General features: G+C 68.2%; 23 protein-coding genes and 4 pseudogenes. 12 read left to right on the top strand and 15 right to left on the bottom strand.

Annotated features, from left to right (window positions below; translation table 11 throughout):
* Positions 1-266 precede the first annotated feature (266 nt).
* From ACZ68L_RS41125 to ACZ68L_RS41110, 4 genes and pseudogenes are all read left to right on the top strand, one after another.
* Positions 267-1,136, top strand: a complete 870-nt coding sequence (locus ACZ68L_RS41125) for a lysostaphin resistance A-like protein (RefSeq protein ID WP_469588480.1) — start codon at positions 267-269, stop codon at positions 1,134-1,136.
* A gap of 28 nt (positions 1,137-1,164) precedes the next feature.
* Positions 1,165-2,385, top strand: a complete 1,221-nt coding sequence (locus ACZ68L_RS41120; protein ID WP_469588536.1) for a sensor histidine kinase — start codon at positions 1,165-1,167, stop codon at positions 2,383-2,385.
* Between the two features lie 4 nt (positions 2,386-2,389).
* Positions 2,390-3,082 (top strand): response regulator, encoded by a 693-nt coding sequence (locus tag ACZ68L_RS41115; RefSeq protein WP_469588476.1) that lies wholly within the window; start codon positions 2,390-2,392, stop codon positions 3,080-3,082.
* 669 nt (positions 3,083-3,751) lie between these two features.
* Positions 3,752-3,904, top strand: a pseudogene (locus ACZ68L_RS41110) (helix-turn-helix domain-containing protein); the annotation flags it as partial.
* Positions 3,905-4,014: 110 nt separating this feature from the next.
* On the opposite strand, the gene ACZ68L_RS41105 reads toward ACZ68L_RS41110, so the two are convergent.
* From ACZ68L_RS41105 to ACZ68L_RS41090, 4 genes are all read right to left on the bottom strand, one after another.
* Positions 4,015-4,743, bottom strand: a complete 729-nt coding sequence (locus ACZ68L_RS41105; RefSeq protein WP_469588473.1) for a hypothetical protein — start codon at positions 4,741-4,743, stop codon at positions 4,015-4,017.
* Positions 4,740-5,009: a hypothetical protein gene (locus tag ACZ68L_RS41100; RefSeq protein WP_469588466.1), complete on the bottom strand. Its 270-nt coding sequence runs from the start codon at positions 5,007-5,009 to the stop codon at positions 4,740-4,742. The genes ACZ68L_RS41105 and ACZ68L_RS41100 overlap by 4 nt, the downstream gene beginning before the upstream one ends.
* Before the next feature lie 580 nt (positions 5,010-5,589).
* Complete coding sequence (locus ACZ68L_RS41095; protein ID WP_469588460.1) at positions 5,590-6,498, bottom strand: aminoglycoside phosphotransferase family protein; 909 nt, start codon at positions 6,496-6,498, stop codon at positions 5,590-5,592.
* Between the two features lie 216 nt (positions 6,499-6,714).
* Positions 6,715-6,927 (bottom strand): DUF6233 domain-containing protein, encoded by a 213-nt coding sequence (locus ACZ68L_RS41090; RefSeq protein WP_469588533.1) that lies wholly within the window; start codon positions 6,925-6,927, stop codon positions 6,715-6,717.
* 31 nt (positions 6,928-6,958) lie between these two features.
* Between ACZ68L_RS41090 and ACZ68L_RS41085 the strand changes: the two are divergent.
* Positions 6,959-7,725 (top strand): annotated as a pseudogene (locus tag ACZ68L_RS41085) (aldo/keto reductase); the annotation flags it as partial.
* 918 nt (positions 7,726-8,643) lie between these two features.
* Here ACZ68L_RS41085 and ACZ68L_RS41080 read toward each other — a convergent pair.
* Positions 8,644-9,174 (bottom strand): hypothetical protein, encoded by a 531-nt coding sequence (locus tag ACZ68L_RS41080; protein WP_469588457.1) that lies wholly within the window; start codon positions 9,172-9,174, stop codon positions 8,644-8,646.
* Positions 9,175-9,304: 130 nt separating this feature from the next.
* On the opposite strand from ACZ68L_RS41080, the gene ACZ68L_RS41075 reads away from it, so the two are divergent.
* Positions 9,305-9,841, top strand: a complete 537-nt coding sequence (locus tag ACZ68L_RS41075; protein WP_469588455.1) for a tetratricopeptide repeat protein — start codon at positions 9,305-9,307, stop codon at positions 9,839-9,841.
* A 44-nt stretch (positions 9,842-9,885) separates the two neighbouring features.
* On the opposite strand, the pseudogene ACZ68L_RS41070 reads toward ACZ68L_RS41075, so the two are convergent.
* The 4 genes and pseudogenes from ACZ68L_RS41070 to ACZ68L_RS41055 all read right to left on the bottom strand — a co-directional run.
* Positions 9,886-10,538: pseudogene (locus tag ACZ68L_RS41070) on the bottom strand (transposase); the annotation flags it as partial.
* 34 nt (positions 10,539-10,572) lie between these two features.
* Positions 10,573-10,770, bottom strand: a complete 198-nt coding sequence (locus ACZ68L_RS41065) for a hypothetical protein (RefSeq protein ID WP_469588550.1) — start codon at positions 10,768-10,770, stop codon at positions 10,573-10,575.
* A gap of 123 nt (positions 10,771-10,893) precedes the next feature.
* A pseudogene (locus ACZ68L_RS41060) lies at positions 10,894-11,424 on the bottom strand (DUF5959 family protein).
* Between the two features lie 322 nt (positions 11,425-11,746).
* Complete coding sequence (locus ACZ68L_RS41055) at positions 11,747-12,586, bottom strand: IS5 family transposase (protein WP_469588452.1); 840 nt, start codon at positions 12,584-12,586, stop codon at positions 11,747-11,749.
* A gap of 698 nt (positions 12,587-13,284) precedes the next feature.
* On the opposite strand from ACZ68L_RS41055, the gene ACZ68L_RS41050 reads away from it, so the two are divergent.
* A complete protein-coding gene (locus ACZ68L_RS41050) occupies positions 13,285-13,911 on the top strand; it encodes a hypothetical protein (protein ID WP_469588450.1) in 627 nt (208 codons plus the stop codon).
* Between the two features lie 221 nt (positions 13,912-14,132).
* Positions 14,133-14,711, top strand: coding sequence for a DUF6207 family protein (locus ACZ68L_RS41045; RefSeq protein WP_469588447.1), 579 nt, complete (start codon positions 14,133-14,135; stop codon positions 14,709-14,711).
* Here the strand turns inward: ACZ68L_RS41045 and ACZ68L_RS41040 are convergent.
* The 4 genes from ACZ68L_RS41040 to ACZ68L_RS41025 all read right to left on the bottom strand — a co-directional run bounded on the left by ACZ68L_RS41040 (position 14,692) and on the right by ACZ68L_RS41025 (position 16,785).
* Positions 14,692-15,111 carry a hypothetical protein gene (locus ACZ68L_RS41040; RefSeq protein WP_469588444.1) on the bottom strand — a complete coding sequence of 140 codons (420 nt, stop codon included), beginning with the start codon at positions 15,109-15,111 and terminating at the stop codon, positions 14,692-14,694. The genes ACZ68L_RS41045 and ACZ68L_RS41040 overlap by 20 nt on opposite strands.
* Positions 15,112-15,700: 589 nt before the next feature.
* Positions 15,701-15,886: a hypothetical protein gene (locus ACZ68L_RS41035; RefSeq protein WP_469588441.1), complete on the bottom strand. Its 186-nt coding sequence runs from the start codon at positions 15,884-15,886 to the stop codon at positions 15,701-15,703.
* A 338-nt stretch (positions 15,887-16,224) separates the two neighbouring features.
* Entirely contained in the window at positions 16,225-16,440 is a 216-nt protein-coding gene (locus ACZ68L_RS41030) for a hypothetical protein (protein WP_469588438.1), read from the bottom strand.
* Between the two features lie 90 nt (positions 16,441-16,530).
* Positions 16,531-16,785 (bottom strand): hypothetical protein, encoded by a 255-nt coding sequence (locus tag ACZ68L_RS41025; RefSeq protein ID WP_469588436.1) that lies wholly within the window; start codon positions 16,783-16,785, stop codon positions 16,531-16,533.
* Between the two features lie 1,135 nt (positions 16,786-17,920).
* Between ACZ68L_RS41025 and ACZ68L_RS41020 the strand changes: the two genes are divergently transcribed.
* The 3 genes from ACZ68L_RS41020 to ACZ68L_RS41010 all read left to right on the top strand — a co-directional run bounded on the left by ACZ68L_RS41020 (position 17,921) and on the right by ACZ68L_RS41010 (position 20,634).
* A complete protein-coding gene (locus ACZ68L_RS41020; RefSeq protein ID WP_469588530.1) occupies positions 17,921-18,451 on the top strand; it encodes a DoxX family protein in 531 nt (176 codons plus the stop codon).
* A 204-nt stretch (positions 18,452-18,655) separates the two neighbouring features.
* A complete protein-coding gene (locus ACZ68L_RS41015) occupies positions 18,656-18,871 on the top strand; it encodes a hypothetical protein (protein ID WP_469588431.1) in 216 nt (71 codons plus the stop codon).
* Between the two features lie 401 nt (positions 18,872-19,272).
* Positions 19,273-20,634: a DNRLRE domain-containing protein gene (locus tag ACZ68L_RS41010; RefSeq protein WP_469588428.1), complete on the top strand. Its 1,362-nt coding sequence runs from the start codon at positions 19,273-19,275 to the stop codon at positions 20,632-20,634.
* Positions 20,635-20,733: 99 nt separating this feature from the next.
* Here the strand turns inward: ACZ68L_RS41010 and ACZ68L_RS41005 are convergent, their stop codons facing one another.
* A complete protein-coding gene (locus ACZ68L_RS41005; RefSeq protein WP_469588425.1) occupies positions 20,734-21,213 on the bottom strand; it encodes a hypothetical protein in 480 nt (159 codons plus the stop codon).
* 344 nt (positions 21,214-21,557) lie between these two features.
* Between ACZ68L_RS41005 and ACZ68L_RS41000 the strand changes: the two genes are divergently transcribed.
* Positions 21,558-22,079, top strand: coding sequence for a hypothetical protein (locus tag ACZ68L_RS41000; RefSeq protein ID WP_469588422.1), 522 nt, complete (start codon positions 21,558-21,560; stop codon positions 22,077-22,079).
* On the opposite strand, the gene ACZ68L_RS40995 is transcribed toward ACZ68L_RS41000, so the two are convergent.
* The coding region (locus ACZ68L_RS40995; RefSeq protein ID WP_469588527.1) for a transposase at positions 22,045-22,212 on the bottom strand (168 nt) is incomplete at its 5' end. The two genes, ACZ68L_RS41000 and ACZ68L_RS40995, sit on opposite strands and share 35 nt — an antisense overlap.

Below are 22,212 nucleotides of genomic sequence, written 5' to 3'. Positions count from 1 at the left end.
TGACTGTGCCGAAGCGGGAACCGGACAGGGGCCTGACAAGATCAACTACTGGCGGCATTTAGGCTTGCCTCGGCGCTATCCCTCGTACGGCGCCTGGTCCTGTTCGTGCCTCGGCCGCCTCCCGTGGCGGAGCGGGCGGGCGCGGGTGGCGCATCCCCCGTGAGAGCTACAGGAACCGTCCATGCGCGGGTGATTCGCGGACGTCGGCGGATTCCTAGCGTGGTCGTCAGGTCGCCGCAGGTGCGACCACGACAGGGGAGGCCACCATGGGCATGACGTCCGCCACACAACACGACACAGGCTCCGGCCCGGACCAAGGCCGCGGCGGTCGTTTCGGCTGGATCATGCGCTCTCCGCTCGGCTGGATGTTGACGGGCATCGTCGGCGTCGGCCTGGTCTCGGGCCTGACCGCGACCGGACCCGGTCCGGTGCCGGTGCTGGGCGCGGCTGCCGCGGTGGCCGTGTACTGGGCGGTCATGCGCCATGTCGCACGACGCCCCATGCCGGAGATCGCCCGGCGCGGGGCCGGCCGGGAGGCGCTGCTCGGCGGCTGGATCGGCCTGGCCTTCATCCTCGTCTCCGCCCTCCTGATCACGGCGTTCGGGGGCTACTCGTTCTCCTGGGCCGGCAACGGCTTCATGTCGGTCGCATGGTCCGCGGTTGCGGTGCAGGTCGGCACCGCGGTCACTGAGGAGCTGATGTTCCGCGGTCTCGCCCTGCAGGCTCTGGAGCAGCTGTGGGGTAGCCGGGTCGCCATTGTGACCACCGGGCTGTTCTTCGGTGTCGCGCACCTGGGTTCCCCGGGAGCCGGCGTGTGGAGCGCGCTGGCGATCGCGCTGGAGGCGGGCGTCATGCTCGGAGCCGCGTTCCTGTGGCGGCGTAACATCTGGTTCGTCGCGGGTCTGCACTTCGCCTGGAACACCACGGAGCAGCTGCTCGGCATCCCGGTCTCCGGACACACCCCCGAGGGTCTGTTCTCGGTCGATGTCCACGGCTCCGCCCTGCTGACCGGTGGCGGCTTCGGCCTGGAGACGTCGATCGTGCCCGTCGTCATCGGTGTGCTGCTCGCCGTCCCGATGTTCGTTCTCGCCCACCGGCGCGGCGGTCTTTGGCCCCGACGGCGTGCCCGGGGCTGAGACCGGACGACTGGAGGAATCGGAAGTGATGTCTCGTCAGGCGCTCTGGAGGCTCCCGCTGCTCCGGGCGCCGCTCGACTGGTGGGAAGAGCGGGACGCCTCACTCAAGGACGGCGCCCTTGCGCTGGTGCTCACTGTGCTGGCCTTCGCGCCGACCCTGTCGAAGATCGGGGTGCAGATCGGTGATCTGCCCGAGCGGTCGGCGAACGTGCTGAGTGTCGGACTTGTCCTGGCTCAGACCCTGCCGCTGGCGGCCCGCCGCCGGTGGCCCGCCGCCTGTCTGGGCGTCGTCGCGGGCGCGTTCGGTGTGCACCAGGCGCTGGGCTTCGCGACGACGTTCGGGAGCGTGGGGCTGTATCTGGCCCTGTACTCCGCCGGCGCCCATCAGGTCCGCTTCCGCCGCGGTCTGACCGTGGTGGCGAGTGTGGGCTATGCCGTGCTGGCTGTCGTCCTGGACCTCCTGGGCTCACCGCAGGGAGTCCCGGACTATCTCGCGTTCTATCTGGTTCTGGCCGCGGTCTGGCTGGTGGGGAGTACGGTGCGCATGCGGCGGGCGGAAGAGGCGGAGCGGCGGCGGCTGACTGCCGAGATGGCCACGGCCGCCGAGCGGGCGCGGATCGCCCGCGAGCTGCACGACGTGGTCACCCACCACGTGACGGCCATGGTGGTGCAGGCTGACGCGGCGCAGTTCCTGCTCACGTCCGCGCCGGAACGCGCCGGCGAGGGGCTGTCGGCCGTCAGTGACACGGGCCGTCGGGCGCTGACGGAGCTGCGGTACCTGCTCGGCGTGCTGGAGGCGACCGGCGAGTCGGCGTCCGCGGACGCGGCGCGTGCGGGACGGGCACCCACCCTGGGACGGGTGGGGGACCTGGTCGAACAGGCCAGCAGGTCGGGTCAGCCGGTCGAGTTCAGCGAGCAGGGCGAGCCCCGGCCGCAGAGCGTGGACGTGGAGCTGGCCGCGTACCGGGTGGTGCAGGAGGGGCTCACCAACGCCATGAAGTACGCGGCCGGGAAGCCGACACGGGTCCTGCTCCGGCACGGCGAGGAGCACATCGAGATTCAGGTGACCACCGACGGACCCGTCGCCGCACCGGTCACGCGGAAACCGGGCCCTGATAGGGGCGGACGAGGACTAGCCGGGCTGCGTACACGGGTACGGATGCTCGATGGTCAACTGAAGGCAGGTCCCCGGCCCGAGGGCGGGTTCGAGGTCCGCGCAACGATTCCGTCCAAGCCCCTTCAGGAGTGACCCCGTGAGCGATGCATCGAAACCGATCCGCGTGCTCGTGTGCGACGACCAGGCACTGGTGCGGACCGGCTACGTCACCATCTTCTCCGCTCAGCCCGACATGGAGGTCGTCGGGGAGGCCGAGAACGGGCACGAAGCGGTGCAGGCCTCGCGGCAGCTGAGCCCCGACGTGGTCGTGATGGACATCCGGATGCCCCTGCTCGACGGGATCCAGGCGACCCGGCAACTGGCCGGTCCTGATGCCGAAAGCGCGACGAAGGTGTTGGTCGTCACCACGTTCAACGTCGACGCCTACGTCTACGATGCGTTGCGCGCCGGAGCGAGCGGCTTCCTCCTCAAAGACGCGCCTCCGGTGGAGCTGGTGAACGGCATCCGGACCGTCGCCCGGGGCGAGGCCCTGCTGGCGCCCGCCGTCACCCGCCACCTCATCGGCCACTTCGCCGAGCACCTGCGCCCGGCCGATACCTCCCAGCCGGCCAGGCAGGATGTCGTGCGCGCGCTGACCCCCCGCGAGCTGGAAGTGCTCCAGCTGATCTCCGAGGGGCTGTCGAACGCGGAGATCGCAGCGGCGATGTTCATCACCCCGGAGACCGTCAAGACATATGTGTCTCGAATCCTGGCGAAACTCGGCCTGCGCGACCGTGTCCAGGCCGTCGTCCTCGCCTACCGGGTCGGACTGGTGTCCGGCACGCCATGAGCTGGCACGGTCGTGTACCCGAGGTAGAGCGCCGCCCACCCGGCACACTGGGCGGCGACGCCCCTTCTCCGTTGGTGATCTCCCCGGAACGGGAGCATAGGCCAGAGTCCGGCGCGCGACTGCTCTCACAAACGGACCGTTTGTGAGAACAGCGGAATGATGGCGGTGCCCTGCCGCCCGACCACATCAACTTCCCCGGCCGCCAGCCGACCGCCGCAGCTGGCCGCGCCCGCCCTGGGAGGGCGCCCGAACCCCCCGGAACTCGATGATCTCCTCCACTACTGACATCAGGAGTAGAGAAGAGGGTTGTGACAGCACAGTTTTCGCACCGATTCCCAGCCTGACCAGGGATTTTCCCCGACCCCGCGTGCCGGGCACCAAAGGGGGTTCCCAAGTGCCCTCCGAAGTGGGCACCCAAGGAGCCCACTTCGGCTTGCCCGCTACGGGCCGGCCTTCCGGCTCGATCGACCCGGGCGTTGTCGCTGCCCGGCCTTCGGGTGGGTGGTCGGCATCGTCTTGTCTCCTTCGCTGCCCCGGTCGGGGCGTTGATCCGAAGGAGCAGCGCGCAGGGGTGCCCCTTGGCCGCAGTCTGACCGTGGCCGGTAGCGAAGCAGGTCAAGGTGATGGGGGTCTTTGAAAACGGCCGGGGCCGCTCCTCGCCCCACTTGCTTGGTCTTTGAACTGTCTGGGAAAAATGGGAGCGGAGAGCGGTCCTTGATCACCATCGCCCGGGAGTTACGGGTGAGTGAGAAGCCGGTCTACCAGTGGCGCCGCGCCTGGAAGACGGGCGGCCGCGAGGCGCTGCTTTCCAGGGGTCCTCCGGCTACGGCTGATACGCCGAAGTCAGTAATCAGAACGTTGCAGGATCCCTCGCAACATAGCCGGAACTCGCAAGGTTCATCCGGCACGGACAGCCGGGGGCGCGTCGCAGGTCAGCTCTCCATGGACACAATGACCGGCGTCAGGTTCTCGCCTCGGAAGTACACGGCCATCCAAGAGCCCTCGAGAAAGTAGCTGCCGTCGTCGCCGAAGTGGATGATGAAGTCGCCCGAGTAGTAGACCTCGAGGTGAAAGGCGACTACCGCCTTGACGAACTGTGCTTTCTCCACATCGGTGCCCTCGTCCTCGGGCCCGTGGTCCCAGAGGAAGTCGATGCCGTCTCGAAGGATCCGTTCGTAGTCCGCAAGGATCCCACGCACGCCGGGAAGCAAGGCTCTGACCCTCTCGGGCGGCATCGCCATGAAGGACCCAACCAGTTCGGGCTCATCCGGCTGCGCGCTGTATATGTCGGGGTAGACGCTGTCGAACGTGATGTCGCCGAGGATCACATCGTGAATGATCGGCGTGAGGAAGGGAGTCTCAGCCGTGTACATCGACGGTATAGCCGCGAATGCCTGCTCCAGGTGTTCGTCGTAGGAGGGGTTGACCTCTTCGATGAGAATCAACGGCCGTTCGACGAACTGGGCAGGTGCGGCCCGCACGGACCGACCGTCTGACGCGTGCAGCGTGAAACGGCGGTCGTCGTAGTCGATGCGCTCGACGTGGAACGTCCACGGAAGCGAGATGTACTGCTCTATGCCGCCCCCGCCTTTCCGCAGGCCGACGAGCGTCGCCTTCTGCCCACCGTCATCCCTCGGCTCCACTATGAAGACGCCGCTCACCTGTGGTGCGATGCACACGAGGCTGCCGTCGGGGAGGCTCTCCCGCCAGACACGAACGCCTTGCGGCCCGGCCGCCCGGCAGCAGGGCGGCGGACCTGCACGTCGGTGCCGTCGATCCGCAGCTTCACACCCTCGGCGGCTGCGTAGGCAAACACGTCTTCCAGGGTGCGCAGCCTGATCCCGGGCCGGTCCGGCACGGCGAACCCGCGCGCGGCCAGCAGTGGCCTGATCTGCCGGACCGCCCCGGAGATCGTGGAGCGGTCCACCCCGAACGGCGTCCCACCGGACAGCCGGCCCCGGCGCGCTTCGCGACGATCCCCTCGATCCGCTGCTCGCGCAGCCCGTCGTACCAGACCGCGGCCACCTCCCGGTCCTCGGTCGCGGGAACGGCCTGGATCGGCGGCCCGACCTCGGCCAGAAGCTCCACCAGATAGGCGCGCCGCTCCGTGTATGGGCGGCTGCGGAGGTCCCCGGTCGCCGGGTCGGGGCGCTGCAGCACGTCCCAGCAGGCGTACGAGGCAGGGTGCCGGGCTGCGAGGGTGAGGGCCAACGGACGCCTCGGCCCATGACTGCGCCGCGGCGAAGTCGAGCCGGCCTTCTCGCCAGATCAGCGCCTCCCCGTCCAGGACGGTCCCTGGTCGAAGGGCCATGGCGGCGACGGCCAGGTCCGTCCAGTGCTGGGTGACAACCCTGCCGGACCGGGCGTACAGGATGCGGTGTCGTCGGTGCGGTGCAGCACGGTCCGGTGCCCGTCGTTCTCCAGGCTTCGGTGTGTCCCATGGGACTCGAAGTGGGCTGCTGGAGGGTGACGTTGGGCGGTGGGGAGTGCGTCGGCGTCGGTCCGGGTTACGCGAAGCGTTCGTGGTCGGCCAGCACCGCGTCGATCACATCGAGATGGATGGCGACTCGCCCGTCCTGGGGATCGGAGCACTGGGTCAACGTCAGCAGGGACTTCCACAGCGCCCAGCCCCTGGCCCTGGCCCAGGTGCCGTCGTCCTGGCCGACTGTGTGCCGGAATGCCTCGCGGCTTTCCTCGCGGAACATCGTCCAGGCGATCACGAGATCGCAGGCCGGGTCGCCGATGCCCGAGGTACCGAAGTCGATGACGGCCGACAGCTTGCCGTCGGTGACAAGCAGGTTGCTGCCGCCGATGTCGCCGTGGAACCACACCGGCGTTCCACGCCATTGGGCCTGAAGTGCCGCTTGCCAGGTCTCGGTGGCCCTCGCGGTGTCGATCCGGCCGCTCAGGGCGGTGATGCAGCGACGCGTCTCGTCGTCGTAGTGAGCGGGCGACGCGCCGCGATACCCGCTGTGCGCCCCGGCGGGAGGACCGCCCTTGGAGTCACAGCGCTGAAGGGCGAGGATGAACCCGGCGACACTGGTGGCGAACTGGGTCATGTCGTCGATGCGTTCGGGAGAAGCGCTCTCGCCGGGCAGCCAGCCGCGCACGGACCAGGGGTAGGGGTATCCCGCGCCGGGGACTCCCATGGCCAGGACGGTGGGGACAGCCACCGGCAGCGCGGGGGCCAGGCGAGGCAGCCAGTCGCATTCCTTGCCGACCGCGGGAGCATGGCCGGCCGCGGTGGGCAGGCGGACCGTCATGTCGTCACCGAGGCGGTAGGTGCGGTTGTCCCAGCCGTCCACCGCCACCGGGACCACGGGCAGACGGCTCCACTGAGGGAACTGGGTGGTGATCAACCGCTTCACCAGGACGGCGTTGATTCCCGCGCGCCCGTCCGACACAGATGCAAGCACCCGCTGATTCTCACCGGTGAGGTCGTACCAGGCAAGTGATTGACGACGCGAGACACATCTGCATGTCTGGAGAACTGTCGAATTCGGGCTCGCACCACCAGCCCGGCCCCTCAGGCAGGACCGGCACGGCCTGGGCGAGGGCAACCTTGACCGGGAACTCCACATCTCCAGCTTGCGCGCCCCGCCCTGGGCGGCGCTGCGGACAGTGCGTACGACCTACTCGTCCATCAGCCCCGTTTCCGGAGTGCAGATCTGGCACGGCTCGATGTCCGGCTCCGGCAGGGCAATGATCGCTTCGTCCCAGGTGAGGAAACCGAGCTCGCTCTTGTACAAGGTGCGGCCGCCGCGGTGCAGCATCGCGGTGCTGCCGGAACGCTTCGGCTGAATCTTCCACGACTGCTCGGCCCGCGCCCGCTGCCGGGCACGCACCTCCTGCTGCTCCCGGATCTCAGGCTCGCGAATGGGCGACAAGCGCAACCATCAGGGCGGTTCGCGCCGCTGGCTGGTCACCGCACTGGACGACAGCCTGCGCCGTCTCAGTGTCGACCACGTCGATCTCTACCAGATCCACCGTGGGACCCCCGTACCAGCGACGAGGAGACGCTGTCGGCTCTGACCGACCTGCAGCGCGCAGGAAAGATCCGTTACTTCGGCTCCTCGGCCTTCCCCGCCTACCGCATCGTGCAGGCACAGTGGGCCGCCCGCGAGCACCACCTGAGCCGCTACGTCACGGAACAGCCCAGCTACTCGATCCTGCAGCGCGGGATTGAGGCCCACGTCCTGCCCGTGACCGAGGAATACGGGCTCGGAGTGTTGGTGTGGAGCCCGTTGGCCTCGGGCTGGCTGTCGGGCGCGATCCGCGAGGGCCGGGAGATCACCAGCAACCACTCAGCGTTCATGCCGCAGCGTTTCGATACCACCGTCCCCGCCAACCGGGCCAGGCTCGAAGCCGTGGAACGGCTGGCCAAGGTCGCCGACGAGGCCGGCCTGACCATGATCCAGCTCACGCTCGGATTCGTGACCGCGCACCCTGGCGTGACCGGCGCGCTCATCGGCCCCCGTACGCTGGACCACCTGCACTCGCGACTCGCTGCCGCAGACACCGTGCTCTCCACCGACGTACTCGACGCGATCGACACCATCGTGGCCCCCGGCACCGACCTGGCCGCGCACGAGAAGAACGACACTCCGCCCGCGCTGCTCGACCCCTCCCTGCGACGCCACTGATCGACCGAGGGACAGCCTCACCCCCCTCTCCCCCGCACTTCTCGGATCCGCCCCGGCCACCCCGAATGCGCTCGCGTCCTCTCCACGCGAGCGGAGGTGAGCCGCGGCACCAGACCGGGCTCATCTGCATGATGCCGTCGTCGACGGGTGGTGCGGCTGCCGTCCTTCGGGGCGGCCGAGGAGCGCAACCTGGTTACGCCGTGGGCGCCAGCTGTACTGCTCCCGCGGTGTCGTACACGTCCTGCCGGGAGGCGCGCGCGGCGCGGGCGCGGCACAGGACGGCGGCCTCGGTGGCCGCGGCCTGACGGCGGCGTGGCGGCGGCGTGGGGTGCGGGCCGCCTCAATCGTGGCCGGCGCGTCGTCCGCGTCCGGTGCGGTCTCGGTCTCGGGGAAGGCACGGGCGCTGCGTGCGCGCAGTGCGGCGGTCTGCCGCTTCGCTGCCTGCGCGATGCCCGGGTCGGTCCGGCGCGACGGTACGGCCTGGCGGTGTGCAGCGAGGGCGCGGTGGTAACCGGCCGAGGCGGTCTCCCGGGTGCGGACCGGACCGGTGGGCGCGGGGGCGGGTGCCGGATCGGCGTCGGCCGGCTCGGGTTCGGGCGGCTCGGGTTCGGCCGGCTCGGGTTCGGGCGCGGGGCCGGGGCGAGGATCCGGGGCGAGGATCCGCAGCGTGCGGACGACGGTATGCGGCCGACCGTCCAGAGACCGCGTTGCTCGCGTTCGCCCCGTTCGGTGGGTGTCAGTGGGGATTCCTTTGCTCCCTCCATAAACGTTGACGATCTCGAGTGGCAAGAGCGGATGTACGGAGGGATTCCGCCGCTGACGGCGGACCTTCTCGTGGAACTCGGGCATCTGGAACTCAAGGTGAAAGCGGCGGGTGAGCGTGGCGAGTGGTTCTGCGCCCGTACGGCCGTGCGCGAGCTATGCGCGGCGGGGGACCACGAGAAGGCGCGGTCGGTGATCGAGCCGTTCGCGGCGACCGGGTGGGAACCTGCCGTGAAGGTGGCTGCCGACGTGCTTTTCCAGTCGGGGACGACTGCCGACGCGCTCGCCCTGGTCCGCCCGCGCGAGCCGGTGCAGGAGGACCGGGAGTGGCGGGACTACGCCCTGATGCTGGAACGGGCCGGACGGCTGGACGAAGCGATCGATGTCCTCGCTCCTCATCTCCAGGACTGGTGGATGCAGTCGACCTTGGTCGAGATGACCGAGGGGAAGGACAGGGACGAGCGTGTCCTCGAACTGCTCCCACCTTTGGCGGAGGGAGCTCGCAAAGCCAAGGCAGAAGGCAAGTGGACGCACCCTGGACAGGGTGCCCTGGACCTGCAGGCGCAGGTCCTGGAACGTGCCGGTCACGCCGACGAAGCGATCAACATTCTCGCGACGGATGTCGCTGAGCGCCGATATTTCGTCCAGAACACGGTCGCGTTCTACGCAGGTCTGCTGGCGCGCCACGGCCGTATTGAGGCGCTACGCGAGCTGGCCACCGGGGAGCACGGAACCGTTGCACTGGAGCAGTACGTGAAGGCGCTGGCCGATGCGGGCCGGGAGGAGGAGGCCGAGACCGTCCTTTGGGAGATCATCGATGCCACCGACCACCCTGGTCATCGCAGCACCCTCGTGCGGCTACTGGCCCGAAAAGGCCGGATCGACGAAGGGGCCCACGTTCGAGTACTACGACTGCGGCAACCAACTCGACTGGGCCGTGGACCTGCTGGTCGAGGACGGACGGCCCGAACAGGCTCTGGCGCTCCTGAACGAGCGCAGCGCGCAGTACGTCAAAGAGCACTCTCATTCGGTCCGGTCGACGCGGCTGACACCGCTGGCCAAGGTCGGACGCCACCAAGAGGCCATCACAGAGGCCACGGCTGTGCCGCCGGAGGAGTACAACAGGAACGTGATGCTCGCATCGCTGCTGGAAGAGGCCGGCCGCGCGGACGAAGCTCTCGCTGTACTCCGCTCGTCCGCCGAGTCCGACGGGCCCAGCGCACTGGCAGAGCTCCTGATCAGGCAAGGCCGGCCCACCGAGGCCATCGCGTCCCTCCCCTCAATATCCGCTCAACGCGAAGCGCAGCAGACTCGGAGCCGACACACCGAACCCGAAACCGCCCCATTCGGCTGACGGCCAGCTACTGAGCTTGCATGAGTGATGTCGGCCTGATCGTCTCAGCTGGTCAGGGCCAGGCCGGTGCCTATGAGGCAGCCGTCGATGAGGTGCGGTCGATACTGGGTCTTCTTGAGGCTGCGCCTCACGGCGGCGGCGAGCTGGTCGAGGTTCGCGGCGGCGAGGTTGCCGATCGTCCGTTTCACCAGGGACCAGATACCTTCCTGCGGGTTGAGGTCAGGTGCGTAGGACGGGAAATGAAAGACGGTCAGCCAGTCCTCGTTCGCTGCAATGAAGTCCTTCATCTGCGACATGAGATGGGTACGCAGGTTGTCCCAGACCAGGACGATGGGGCCTTGGAGCTGGTTGTGCGCCCGCACGATCAGATCGCGGTAGTCCTGCCAGGCGAATCCTTTGGGTTCACCCTTTCGGCCCCGGTGAACGCGGAAGCTGTAGATCAGCCGGGACCGGTCTCCGAGGCGGAAGCAGACCATTCCCGCCATCGAAACCCGCCCCGAACCGCGGCCCCGGACGCGGACGACCGGAGTCCGGCCGACCTGGCCCCAGGACCTCGCGCATGGCGGCCTCAGCGACTGGCTGGCCTCGTCCTCGAAGACGGTCCAGGCATCGCGGGCCGCCGCCGTGCTTTTACCTGCGGCCACACCTCCTTCTTCCACAACTCCACTGCGTCGTCGTCACGTTCGATCGCTCTGCGGCGCCCTGCTGGACGAAGGCGTCCGCGGCAAGGTCTACCCCGGCGCCGTGCGGGCCATCGGCGAAGCCGCCCTGCCCCCGGCGCCGTCGCCGCCGAAACCCTTGAGCGCGGCGCCCGAGGCGAGGTGAACTTCCTCGGCATGGTCGCCTCGGTCCAGGTCGAAGTCACCCGGCCAAGCGAGGAAACGGGCGGCTTCGTCCTGTTCTCGGACGGCAGCGATCAACGATTCCATGAGCCGCACCTTACGGCTCACTGGTGGACAGGAATTATTGGGAATCAGTCACAGGTGGTGTGACTGATTCCCGATCGTCGTTGTCAAGCAGTCGGAGTGTGGTGCGGGAGGGTGAGCTCGCGGTCAGGGACGTGCGCCACGGTGACCCTCTGCGCCAACGCCAAGAGCGGCTCGGGCCGCCGCCAGCCGCTCCCTGGATTCGGCTATCCACTCTTCGCCCATGTCGAGGGGCACGGAGACGACGGTCTGGGTGCTGGTGCCGTCACGGACTTCGACCACGTAGGGGTCGTCGCAAAGGAATCAAAGGCAGGCGGTGCGGCCTGACTGGGGCCAGTCCGCGGTGAACGGCTCGTCGAGGTAGGCCTCCTATTCGGCTTCCTCGATGGCGTCCAGAAGCCGGCCCCAGTCTGAGAGGTCCTCGGAGTCGAACCCGAGGTAAACAGTTCCGTTGACGAAGCCGCTCGTGACGACAGCCTCCGCGTCGTAGTACCGAACGCCCAGGCTTTCGGGTGACGCGGTGACCGCGCGGTTCGTGGTGTTCGAGGTGTTGGCCGCCGTTGGGGCCCCGCGCGCAGGCCGGTGAACTCGTGTCGCAGCTGGAGGCCGGGGCGGTCGCGGGCGCGCGCACCTGGATCTCAGAGCAGCGCCCCGCACGGGTCCGAGCAGGGCTTCGAGGACGGCTGGTTCGAGGGCGTTCGCGCGGTCGCCTGCGACCTGCTGCGCATCGCCGACCAGACCGCTGCTCAGCGCGGACGCGCCATGTCCAGCGCCCAGCTGCTCGCCCACCTTCGACCGCGGCGCGAACGCGGTGACCCGGCGGCTTCCCGCCGCGTTGGCTGACTCGCCCGCACATCATCCGAGCGGCAGGACACAGTGGGCCTGCCGTCTGAGGGCCTGTCGGGTGGCCGGTCGATTACGCTGCGATGCAGTCCTCGTCGGTGTTGGCTCGTGCGGTCTTGCGGTGGGATTCATGGCTTCACCGCAAGGACTGCCCGGCGAGCCGGACGAGCACCAAGCGGATCACTGCCACCTTGATCACGGCCTGGGAGGTCGCGGTCGGCCGTTCGTAGTCGCGGGCCGGCCGACGGTTTCGGACCAGCCGGCCAAAACTTCGCTTCACCACCCAGCGGCGGGGCAGGACCTTGAAGCCCTTGACGTCGTCGGTCCGCTTCGCGATCTCGACAACGATGTTCAACGCGTCCCGGGCCCATGAAAGAAGCTCGGAATCAAAGGAGTTGGCGCATCCGCCGTCGGCCCACACCAGACTGACCGTACGGAATCCCTTCGCGAGACGGGCCAGGACGATGCGGCCTCCGGCCCGCTCCCGCACGGACGCGGAGGTGACCGCGACGACCAGCAGCAAGCCCATCATGTCCACGATCACGTGTCTCTTTCGCCCTGTCATCCGCCTGCCCGCATCGAACCCACGCGCCTCGCCGCGCTCACTGGTCTTGATCGACCGGGCGTCGATCACGGCGGCCGACGGCTCGCGATCGCGTCCGGCCCCGACCCGGACCTGGCGGCGGAGCTCGTAGTGAACGCGGTCCCAGGTGCCGTCCCGGCGCCACTTGGTGAACCAGCGGTGGGCCGCGTCCCCGGGCATCAGATCGCGCGGAAGCATCCGCCACCGGCAGCCCGGCCGCAGCACGCAGAACACCGAGTCGAGCACCAACCGGTCTCCGCACTTGCGCAGCCCGCCGCCTCTTCGCAGGTCACGCGCGGGAAGCAGCGGCCGGATGATCTCCCACATCTCATCGGTCGAGCTGGACGGATAGCATGGGCCGCTGACGGCCTCGGAGTTGTCGCACCGGCACACACCACGTGATCATTCCGGGGCCGTCGCCATGCCCGGAAGGCAGATCACGACCGTCACGCATCACGCATGATCAGCCACCCGACAGGCTCTCAGCGGGCGGGCGTCGCCGGTCCCGCCGCAGTGCGCGCACCGTCCCGAGCGGGCTGTCCCGGGCGTTCCGATCGTGTGGGCGGCGCCCGGCGGGAGGCGGGGCAGTCCACGCAGACGGTCCTCGTGCCCGGACAGGTCCTGGCGCTTGCCCGCTCGGGTCCTCGGGACGGTCGGCCCGGGCCGCGGCGGGTAGGCCGTGCCCGCCGGCATTGGTCACCGTCCGGCCTGGACGAACCCCGCTCTGCGCGGTCACGTTCGTCGGACAGCCACCGTGCACGCGGCCTCCCTGGAGCCTACGACAGGCCACATGTCAAGCAGCGACTTGCCGACACTTCCCAGCGCCCCACCGCCACAGCGGGTGAGTAGGCGTCAGAAGATCACCTGCAAGGGCTAATTGTCTTTCAATTTCCCAAGCACAATGCAATTTTGACGGTTAGTCAGTTCGTCTCCAGAGCGGCTTGAAGGGACTCCGTAAACCCGATCAGCCCCACGAAACCGGGGGTCCCGATTTGCTCGATATGACAGCAATAGGGGGTGTTAGTAAGTTCAATCACGCACCGGCTGTCACAGCGGGACTGTCTCTGAGTCTGAGAAGGAGAACAAGCGACATGATCATGACCCGTTCCCACGCGATCGCCACGGCCGTCGCGGCCGCCGCGGCACTGACCGCGACCGGCATCACCTACGCCACCGCCGCCCCCCAGGCCCAGGCCCAGGTGGCCCCGGTCGCCGTCCCCGCCCAGGCCCCCATGGGCGGGGAGGGCGGCAACACGGGCAAGGGCAACGAAGGCAAGGGCAACGAAGGCAACGAGCGCCGGGGCAACGAGCGCGAGGGCAAGCGCCATCACGAGGAGGGCCGGATCCACATCAACGAGCGCGAATACTCCGGCCGCCCCGACGGCTGCATCACCGTCGTCAGCGGCCTGGGCGCCAAGAGCTTCAACATCCGCAACGACAGCCGCAACGAAGTCGAGGTCTTCCGCGGAGCCGTGTGCGACAACGGCGCCCCCATCGCCACCGTCGGCCGCTACAGCACCGCCAACAACATCCGCCCGGGCAGGGACGAGGACGAGGACTGCGAGAAGGGCGAGCACCACGAGAAGGGCAAGCACCACGAGAAGATGGATGACGGCGTGAAGGTCAAGCACGGAGTCGTCGCCAGCTTCCGTGTCATCAAGCGCCACCACGACGAGAAGGGCGAGGGCGGCGAATTCGGCGAGGGCGGCGATTACTAAAACCAGCAACCGCCTGATGCGCATGCTAGAGAACCCCGGCCCGCCGTAATCGGGCCGGGGCCCTCCGGCCAGGCGCACAACACAGAATCCCGGCCCGCCGTAATCGGGCCGGGATTCTCGTCTGGCCCCCGGCCCTGAGGATATCCCTTCTCGGAACATCCGGCTCGGGACCGCGAACGTGCGCGGAGGCGTCGACGAGAGCGGTATACAACCGTACGGGCATGGAACCGATCCACGCACAGCACCTCAGCGAGCCCGGGCTCGTCGTCCTCGACATCACCGCGGCCGACGAAGCGACCGTCCACGCCGCCATGACCACACTCGACCAGCTCCGGGCGACCTCCGCGACCAGGCCCGCGCGCCGGGCGGCCGGTCGACGCGGGGTTGGGACACGGTTGTTCGCGGACATCCGCCGTCGCCCCGCCGACCGAGCCGGCCGCCCGTACCGAAGACCACGCCTCATTCCCGGACCACGGAACGCCGGACGGACCACCGGCAGAACAAGCACAGGCAGGGGCCCGGCCACCAGTGACGTACCGTGCTGGTGGCCGGGGTTCCTTCACCCCCCGGTGAACGTTCCTCACCCCCGGCCCCCGCACCCCGGGAACCACTGCACTCCGCCCGGAGCAAAGCCGTTGCGCAGACATCGGTCAGGGGTGGCTTCCCACAGGTCGGACGCAGCGTCGTCGCCGCCGATTCCGTCTGGCGGGAGCACCAGGGCAGGTGGGAGGAGACCACCCCGGTGCCGACAGCCGACCTATGCCGCGGTGGCGGCGCTACTCAGCGAACCGTCACGCTGAAGACCGGCGAGGCCATGGTGCCGCTGACAATACGCAGGCCGTTCTTTCCCTTCAGCCCGAGCCTGACACCGAGCGAGTAGGAGCCGTCCCGCGAGATGTTCGTGGACGCGGGCAGGCTGACCCACTTGCCGTGCCGCGTCTGCTGAAGGGTCACCTCGCTGCCCGCCTTGAGACCGGCGGCCTGGCCCGTGACCCGGAACAGCTGCCAGGCGCGGACGGAGGACGTCGACGGCTTGGCCGTGATGCCGGCCTCGGCAGGCACGGCCCGCTGCGCGACGACCACCGGAGCCGCGGTGTGCGCGGCCGGAGCGGCTGCCATCGCGGTGCCCGCAAGGGCGAGAGAGGCCGCGCCGAAGACACCGACGACGGCTGTGCGCAGGGAGCGCCGCTTCGAGACCATCACAGACCTGCCCCTATCTATCGCGAGAACAGCATTTCGCGCCAAAGGGCACCTACGTGCCGATTGGCGTGGTCACTAGAAACGACGACACAGCGGAGACAGACGTTCATCAGGGCCTTGTCGCTGTCTCGTAACAGCCGAGCGAGACCGGTGGCGATGACTCCGGCCCGCAAGGACCGCGGCATCTCACTCAGGCACCGCCGCCCGGCCATGCTCCTGACGCTCTCACCCGTCCCACGCACAGCCGGCCCGGTGCTCGACCGTGGCCCGCTCCCCGCGCGGCACGCACAGCGCCGGATGCCACTACTGCTGCTGCACCCCTACGGGCCGGTGCCCGACAGCCGCTGCGTCACACCAGGCGCGGACAGCTCACCCTTCGGCACAGTGGCCACCACCACCGGGTCACACTGGACCACCTCGGCTTGTCCCGCGACAGGACGGACAGCGGGAAGGTTCTGACACTGCGGCATGGGTCTCCAACGGTCGGGCCGGCCGGTGGATTCCAGGATGGTCTCGGCACCGGTGCGGCCGTGGGCCGGGGGCGGGACCGCCTCACCTGCCTGGGCGCCGCACCGCAGTCGGGTGCGGGTCAGGTTCCAAAGGAGGTGTCCGGCCCGGTGCCGGACAGCGCGTCGGCGTAGACGCCCGTCATCGCCGTCACAGCCCGTCGGCGGTCCAGGGCGGGGTCCAGGCGGTGCTGGACGTTGATGCCCGGAGTGCCAACGAGCAGTACCGCCGCAACGGCTTCCGGGTCGGCGGCACGTGTGATGGTCAAGTCGGCGACTCGTACCACCGCACCTACCGCCGCCCGTCATGAGGCGAGCGGGACTCGCTTACGCAGAAAATCGAAGCCGGCACGGCTGCACATCGCGCTTTCCACGGCGGCCCCGGCCATGCGGCGATGCGCGGTCCGCAACGGGTGGTCGCTGGGTGGTGTCATGTACCGGGCGCTCGGCGATCGTGATCACGCACTCGTCCGGGCGCCCGCGATGTGAACGCGGAGGGAAGCTCCCCGCCGTGTGCGGGGGCACGGGTGAAGCATGGGGGCCCGAAGTCCGGCAAACACCGTGACAGCCCTTTCGGGCCGCCACGGCAAAAGGCAGGGACGGGCCGTCAGACCAGGACCGGGATGGGCCTCAGGCCGAAAACGACATAGAAGAGGCCTGCCACGGCCAGCCGCCCGGGGCTGAGCTTGTGGGCTCGCATCGATACCAGGAGGCAGACGATCGCGTCCATGACGATCCGTCCGGCCCAGAACGGGGCGCCATCGAACTTCCAGCTGGTGAACAGCAGTCCCGCGCCGCTGGGGACCGTCGCCCGGATCATCATGACGCCGAAAAATGTTCGCGAGAGCGAGCTCGGTCTCCCCCTGACGGACCCAGACGATCGCGTTCATGATCTCAGGCAGCCCCGTCCCGATCAGCAAAGGAACAGCGCGGTGACCCCGGCCGAGAGGCCGAGCACCGGGCCGATCGCGTCGAGCTGCTTCACGAACAACTGAGACGCGAAGAAGATGACGACCAGCGTGGCCAGGGTCTGGGCCACCACCGCCCAGGTGGCCTGGGTGGCGGCCTCGGGCTGAAGCCTCAGCGGCCCCAGCACCTCGACCTCCTCACCGTCATCACCGCTGCGGATCCCGCGCCAGAAGTAGACAGCGCAGGCGCCGAAGAACACCAGACCGAGCGCGGGCTTGAAAACAAAGGCGCCCAGGCCGAGAGCGACCTTGACGATGAAGATCGGCCAGAATCACTTCTGATCCCTGGCCAACCGGCTTCATGCCCTTCTCACCCCCCAGAGCCTCGACTCCGGCAGGGCCGCCGACCGGCATGCCAGTCACGGCCGGAACCGGGACACACTCCTCGCGGCGCCCGAGGAACAGCATCCCACCGGTCACACCGTAGGCGACCGTGCCCGGCACCAGCGGCCCGCCCGTCGCCGCGCCGACACCGATGCTCCTGACCCCCTCAATGGCGCCCATGGTGACCCCGACCAGCGTCACCACCGACTCGGACAGTGCGGTACCGAACGCGGCCAGGAACGCGCCGACTGCCCCCTACCTGACACTCAGACGCTCGCCCAGCCACTCCACCGCACTGACGAACCACTCGCACGAGAGACAAATCGCCACCGCACACACGATGAACCCGCATACCCCTACCACGGGATCCTGGGCAACACGCGGTAGGAACCCCAGCGCACAACCTCAGCCCTGCGACATACGTACATCGTCGACAAAGAGCCGAAGGCCTCGCCCACCCGGCAGACTCTGCACAGGCCCAGCCACCGGGAGCCACAACGACTCCAGCAAGTCGACGACCGGTTTGCGGGGCTACTCCCCCTCGCAGCCGCCCACTCTGCACAGACCCAGCACACCCGTGGAAGGTCCAGCCCCCGCACATCCGTGACGGACCGAACACCAGCCGCGCCCCTGGCCCTGGGCCGGCCAGCGATGCGTCACCTGTTGTCCCGCACCGGAGGCGCTCGCTCCTCCTTGCATCTGCTGATATCGCACGCACTCCCCCGCTCCAGGGTCGATCCCCGCTGGAGAAGGAGGTAACGCTTGGTATGAGAAGCCGACGTCACGTAATTGAATGCGTAAACGACCCGCGGCCTGACCGGGGACGGCAGCCCAGCTGGTTCCCTGCGCTTCGGCCGCCTCCCGGCAGCGCCCGGGACTCCGTGCCTGGCGTGCGCTCATAGGCGCCGCCGCAGTGCGGCCAATCCTGCCGTGTCCCGGGCGGTCAGCCGGTGCCACCCCAGTGGTATCGGTGCAGAGAGGGAGTCCCCGGTGAAGTTCATCAATGAGAAAGTGCGTGCACCACCCCAGCCGACGGCCCATCTACCGGCACAATCTTCGGTCTCCGCCGGAAACTGCGGTCTGCTCCTTATCAGGCTCACCTTCGGCCTCCTCATGACGGGGCACGGATGCCAAAAACTCTTCGGAATATTCGGCGGTGAAGGTCTCGCCGCAACGGGCAAGGGGTTTGCCGGTCTGGGCTACCACCCCGGAGTCGTCTACGCCGCCATCGGCGGCGGATCCGAGTTCCTCGGGGGCCTCGGCCTGGCTCTCGGACTGTTCACCCCACTGGCATCGGCTGCCCTGATCGGTGTGATGATCAATGCCATGGTGACCGTCACCGCGGCACATGGCCTGTGGAAAACACAAGGCGGCGTCGAGTTGAACGTGTGCATCGCGGTCGTGGCGCTGGCCATCGCCGCCATCGGTCCCGGCCCGCTCGCCCTCGACAGACCTTTCCGCTGGGGAAAAGGCGGCTGGCCAGAGGCCGCATTCGCCCTGTGTGTCGGCGGCATCAGCACCGCCATCGTGCTGAGCCTTTGAATCGCAGTGGATCTCAGTGGATCGCAGCGCGGACGGTACCCCCATCCGCACTGCGGCAGCCCGACGATCGCCCGGACGCCACTCCCGCCCCACTGCGCCGATCAGTCCTGCCGTGAGCAAGGCCGTTATCGACCCGCAGCCGTCCGCGAACACACCCGCATCCACGACCCCGTCCCGCGGCCTGGTCCCAAGCAGATGCCCCACTTGGAAAAGATCCACGCGAACCTGCTCAACCGGCTCCAGAAGGCCAAGGAACAGGGGTGGCTCGGCGAGGTCCCCACGATCGAGGCCAGCGTCGCCGCCGAGCAAAACCTCGCCGTAATACGCGACCTCCCCACCCCACATACCACCGTCCACCTTGGCATGCCGAACTCCCACACTGCCATCGGCAAGATCATCCCCGAACCAAACGAGGAATAAAACCCCCACAAGTTATGCCAGAACTGCCGGTTTGCAGCGTTCCGTGATGACGGAGGTTTCAGTGACGGACCGCCTCAATCAGGGCCGCTGAGGACGCCGTACCCCGTGACCTCGCCACCCTCCGCGGCGCGGACGGCGAGCAGGTCACGCTCCGGTGGAAGGGCGGCTTGCCCTCCCCTGAAGTGAATGGCACGACCGCCACGTAACAAGGACGCCGTGCCAGGTGCGGATGTGATCGTCGAGGCCACCCGCACCGGCTTCGAGCAGTACACCCGGCTCAACACCCCGCCGACGGCTACAGCTACACCCTGCCGCTCCAGGCCGACGACCTCAGGGCCAAGGCGAACGCGGACGACTCGCTGACGCTCACCGATGCGAAGACCGGCGCGAAGAAGGCCACGATGCCGGCGCCGGTGATGTGGGACGCGAGCGTCGAAAAGGTCTCCGGCAAGCACGAGAACCGGCACCGGGTCGGCATGAAGGTCGTCGATCACGGGGCGGGGAACATCGATCTCGTCGTAACCCCGGACGCCAGGTGGCTGGACGCCCCAGCCACGCACTACCCGGTGACCATCGACCCGTCAACCTCCGTGCTGGGCAACACCTTCGACACCTCCGTGCAGCGTGGCGAGACCACCGACCTGGGCTCACGGACCGAGCTGGACTGGGGCAACCCCGGCACCACCAACGCCGACGGCACCACCCGTGTCGCCCGGTCGCTGATGACGTGGAACACCGAGCCGTTCTCCGACGCGCTCATATCGTCGGCGAAGGTGGAGTTCTACAACACCCACTCCGGCAACACCGACTGCACAGCGCATGCCTGGGATGTGTGGAACACCACGGCCGGCTCCTCCGCCTCGCGGTGGACGAAGCAGCCGGACTGGCTGCAGAAGTTCGCCACGTCCACCGAGACCAAGGGCAACGCTCAGGGCTGCTCCGACACCTCCGACGGCTGGATCAAGGCGGATGTGAAGAACCTCGTGCAGACGTGGGAGAGCGCGAAGCAGACACGCGGCTACATGGGAATCAGAGCCGCCGAGGACCAGGCCAAGGCATGGAAGATCGCCAACTCTCGGAACGCAATCGCTAACCAGCCGAAGCTGACGGTCAATTACAACTATCGCCCCGGGGCCATCGGTGAGCAGCTCGCTACAGGCTTGTTCAAGCCGGTCTTCAAGTTCACGATTCCCGGCTACGGCCAGGTCCTGCCGACCGAAGGCGAGCGGGGCGAGATCCGTTTCGACAGCACCGCGTACAACCTGCGGGCCAGCCTCGGTTCGGTCTTCCCCGACGCCACTCCCGCGTTTCGCTATGACAAGAGCGACGCGAGCAACGCGGGCAACGGCACGCAGGGGCCGTACCTGGGCGTGGCCGCCGTCGCCAACCACATCAACGAGGCCCGCAAGGATCCGGACAGCACGTGCCCGAAGAAGGACGGCAAGAAGCTGCCCGGCGGGGCCGCGGTCGACCCGCTGCACCGTCTCGTCCCATCCGCAGGAGCCACTGAGCTCGCGCGCCGTGACGCCAACCGCTCCGTGGTCAGGTCTCTCTGCAACAGCGACGCCGTACCGGGCGGCCCCGCCGAGGGGTTCGACTGCGACGAGTACCCCCTTCGCCTCCAGCACCGAAGGCGCCGCGCGGTAGCAGTACGAGGGCGACCAATACCAGAACGACGTCTCACTGCGCTACATCGAATCGTTGGAGAACACAGGAGGCCGGCCGCCGGCTCGGCGCCTGGTACGAGAACGACCGCATCCTGAATCACGACCCGTTCATCGTCACCATTGGTGACTGAATGAGATCCGTGAAGGCGGTCTAGTCGGACTGTGGGCCGCCCTTGGGGGCCGGCCCACAGTTTGTCACGTCTGGCTGATCCGCCAGATCTGCACGAGGCAGTACTGGTCCTCGCCATCGAGTTCCTCTTCATGGCCGAGTGGTGTCTCCACCGGACCTGGGGACGGGACAAGCGGTGAGGTGAACGGGCCGTTCTCACGGTTGAACACCCAATGCCAGCGCATTCTGTACGTCCCGGGTGACGGCAGGATCAGGGGGATCTTCTGAATTCCGTCGGCGATGACCTCAATACCGAGCTCGGCCGTGGGAAGTTCCACATCCACCTCTGCCTGGCCTGACCACGGACCAGGCCCTGGTGCGGGCTCGGTGGACCAGCTCTCCAGCCGCACAGGGGCCCGGATGACCTGGGACGGGACCTGCAGAAAGACCATGCCGGGAGCCGAGAGCAACCACTCCGAGAAGTCCACATTCGGGGTATACGTGTCCACGCTAGTGTCGACCAGCCCGAACTGGCGATAATTCGGGTGGACCGTGGTCTCGAACACGTCCAAGAGCCTGCCCAACTGCCCACCCCTCCATCGCTGACACGGATGAGAGCAACGTAACACCCGCAGGGATCAGCACCGTTACCCCTTCCTCGTTCCGGGCGGGCCTGAGCGGAAGCTGGCACCCCCTGCGACCGGACTGCGCCGCTGGACTCTCACAGCGTCATGGAGCTCGCTGCCCGTCGATCCCAGGACCCAGCCAATGCCAACTGTCCCTCTTGTGCGTCAACTGGAAGCTGTTGTCTTTCCGAGTGTGCTCGCCGGGTTTCCGCTGGTCAGGCGTAAAGTCGCTTTCTCTGCAGTAGAGATGACACGTCGTGTTCTCTCTTCGGTGGAGGTGCCGGATGCCGTCTGTGATGGGGTTGCTCGAGGAGCGGGAGGTCGCTGTCCGGCAGCGGGTGGAGTCGCTGCGGGACGAGCTGGACCGGCTCGTTGCCGAGCTGGAGGAGGCGGAAGCCGCGCAGGATCGCCTTGTGATCGCGAAGGAGACGGTGAGCCAGGTGCTGTCCGAGTCCCGCGAGCCCAAGAACGTGGAAGTTTCCGGGGACGCCCGGCCGATTGTTCCAAAACCGGCGACGCCCGGGGCGGCGCCCCATTCAGTGGTGCCGGTGCGACGGGAGGGGCTTGACGTGACGGTGCTGTCGCCGGACCGCCAGCGGATCACGCACGTCCTGGCCGATCGCAAGCGGTCCGGCGAAGGGCCGGCGATCTGCCGGCAACTCGCCGACGTGCTGGGCCTCGAACTGGTCCCGGCGAAGATCGAAGGGGTGCGGTCCAAGGCGAAGCGCCTGGCCGCGCGGGGCTGGCTCGTCGAGAACACCCCGGGCTCCTTCAGTGTCGCCGCTTCGCAAGGCGGCGGCTCATGACCATGGTCATCGACCACAGCACCATCGCCTCGGACGTTTCGGTCCGCCTCTCGTAGTCGCGTGTCAGGCGGCGTGATCGCATCAGCCACCCGAACGTCCGCTCCACCACCCACCTGCGGGGCAGCACCACAAA

The organism is Streptomyces sp. NPDC104309, from assembly GCF_055584025.1.
This window is presented reverse-complemented; position numbering and strand designations above follow the sequence as displayed.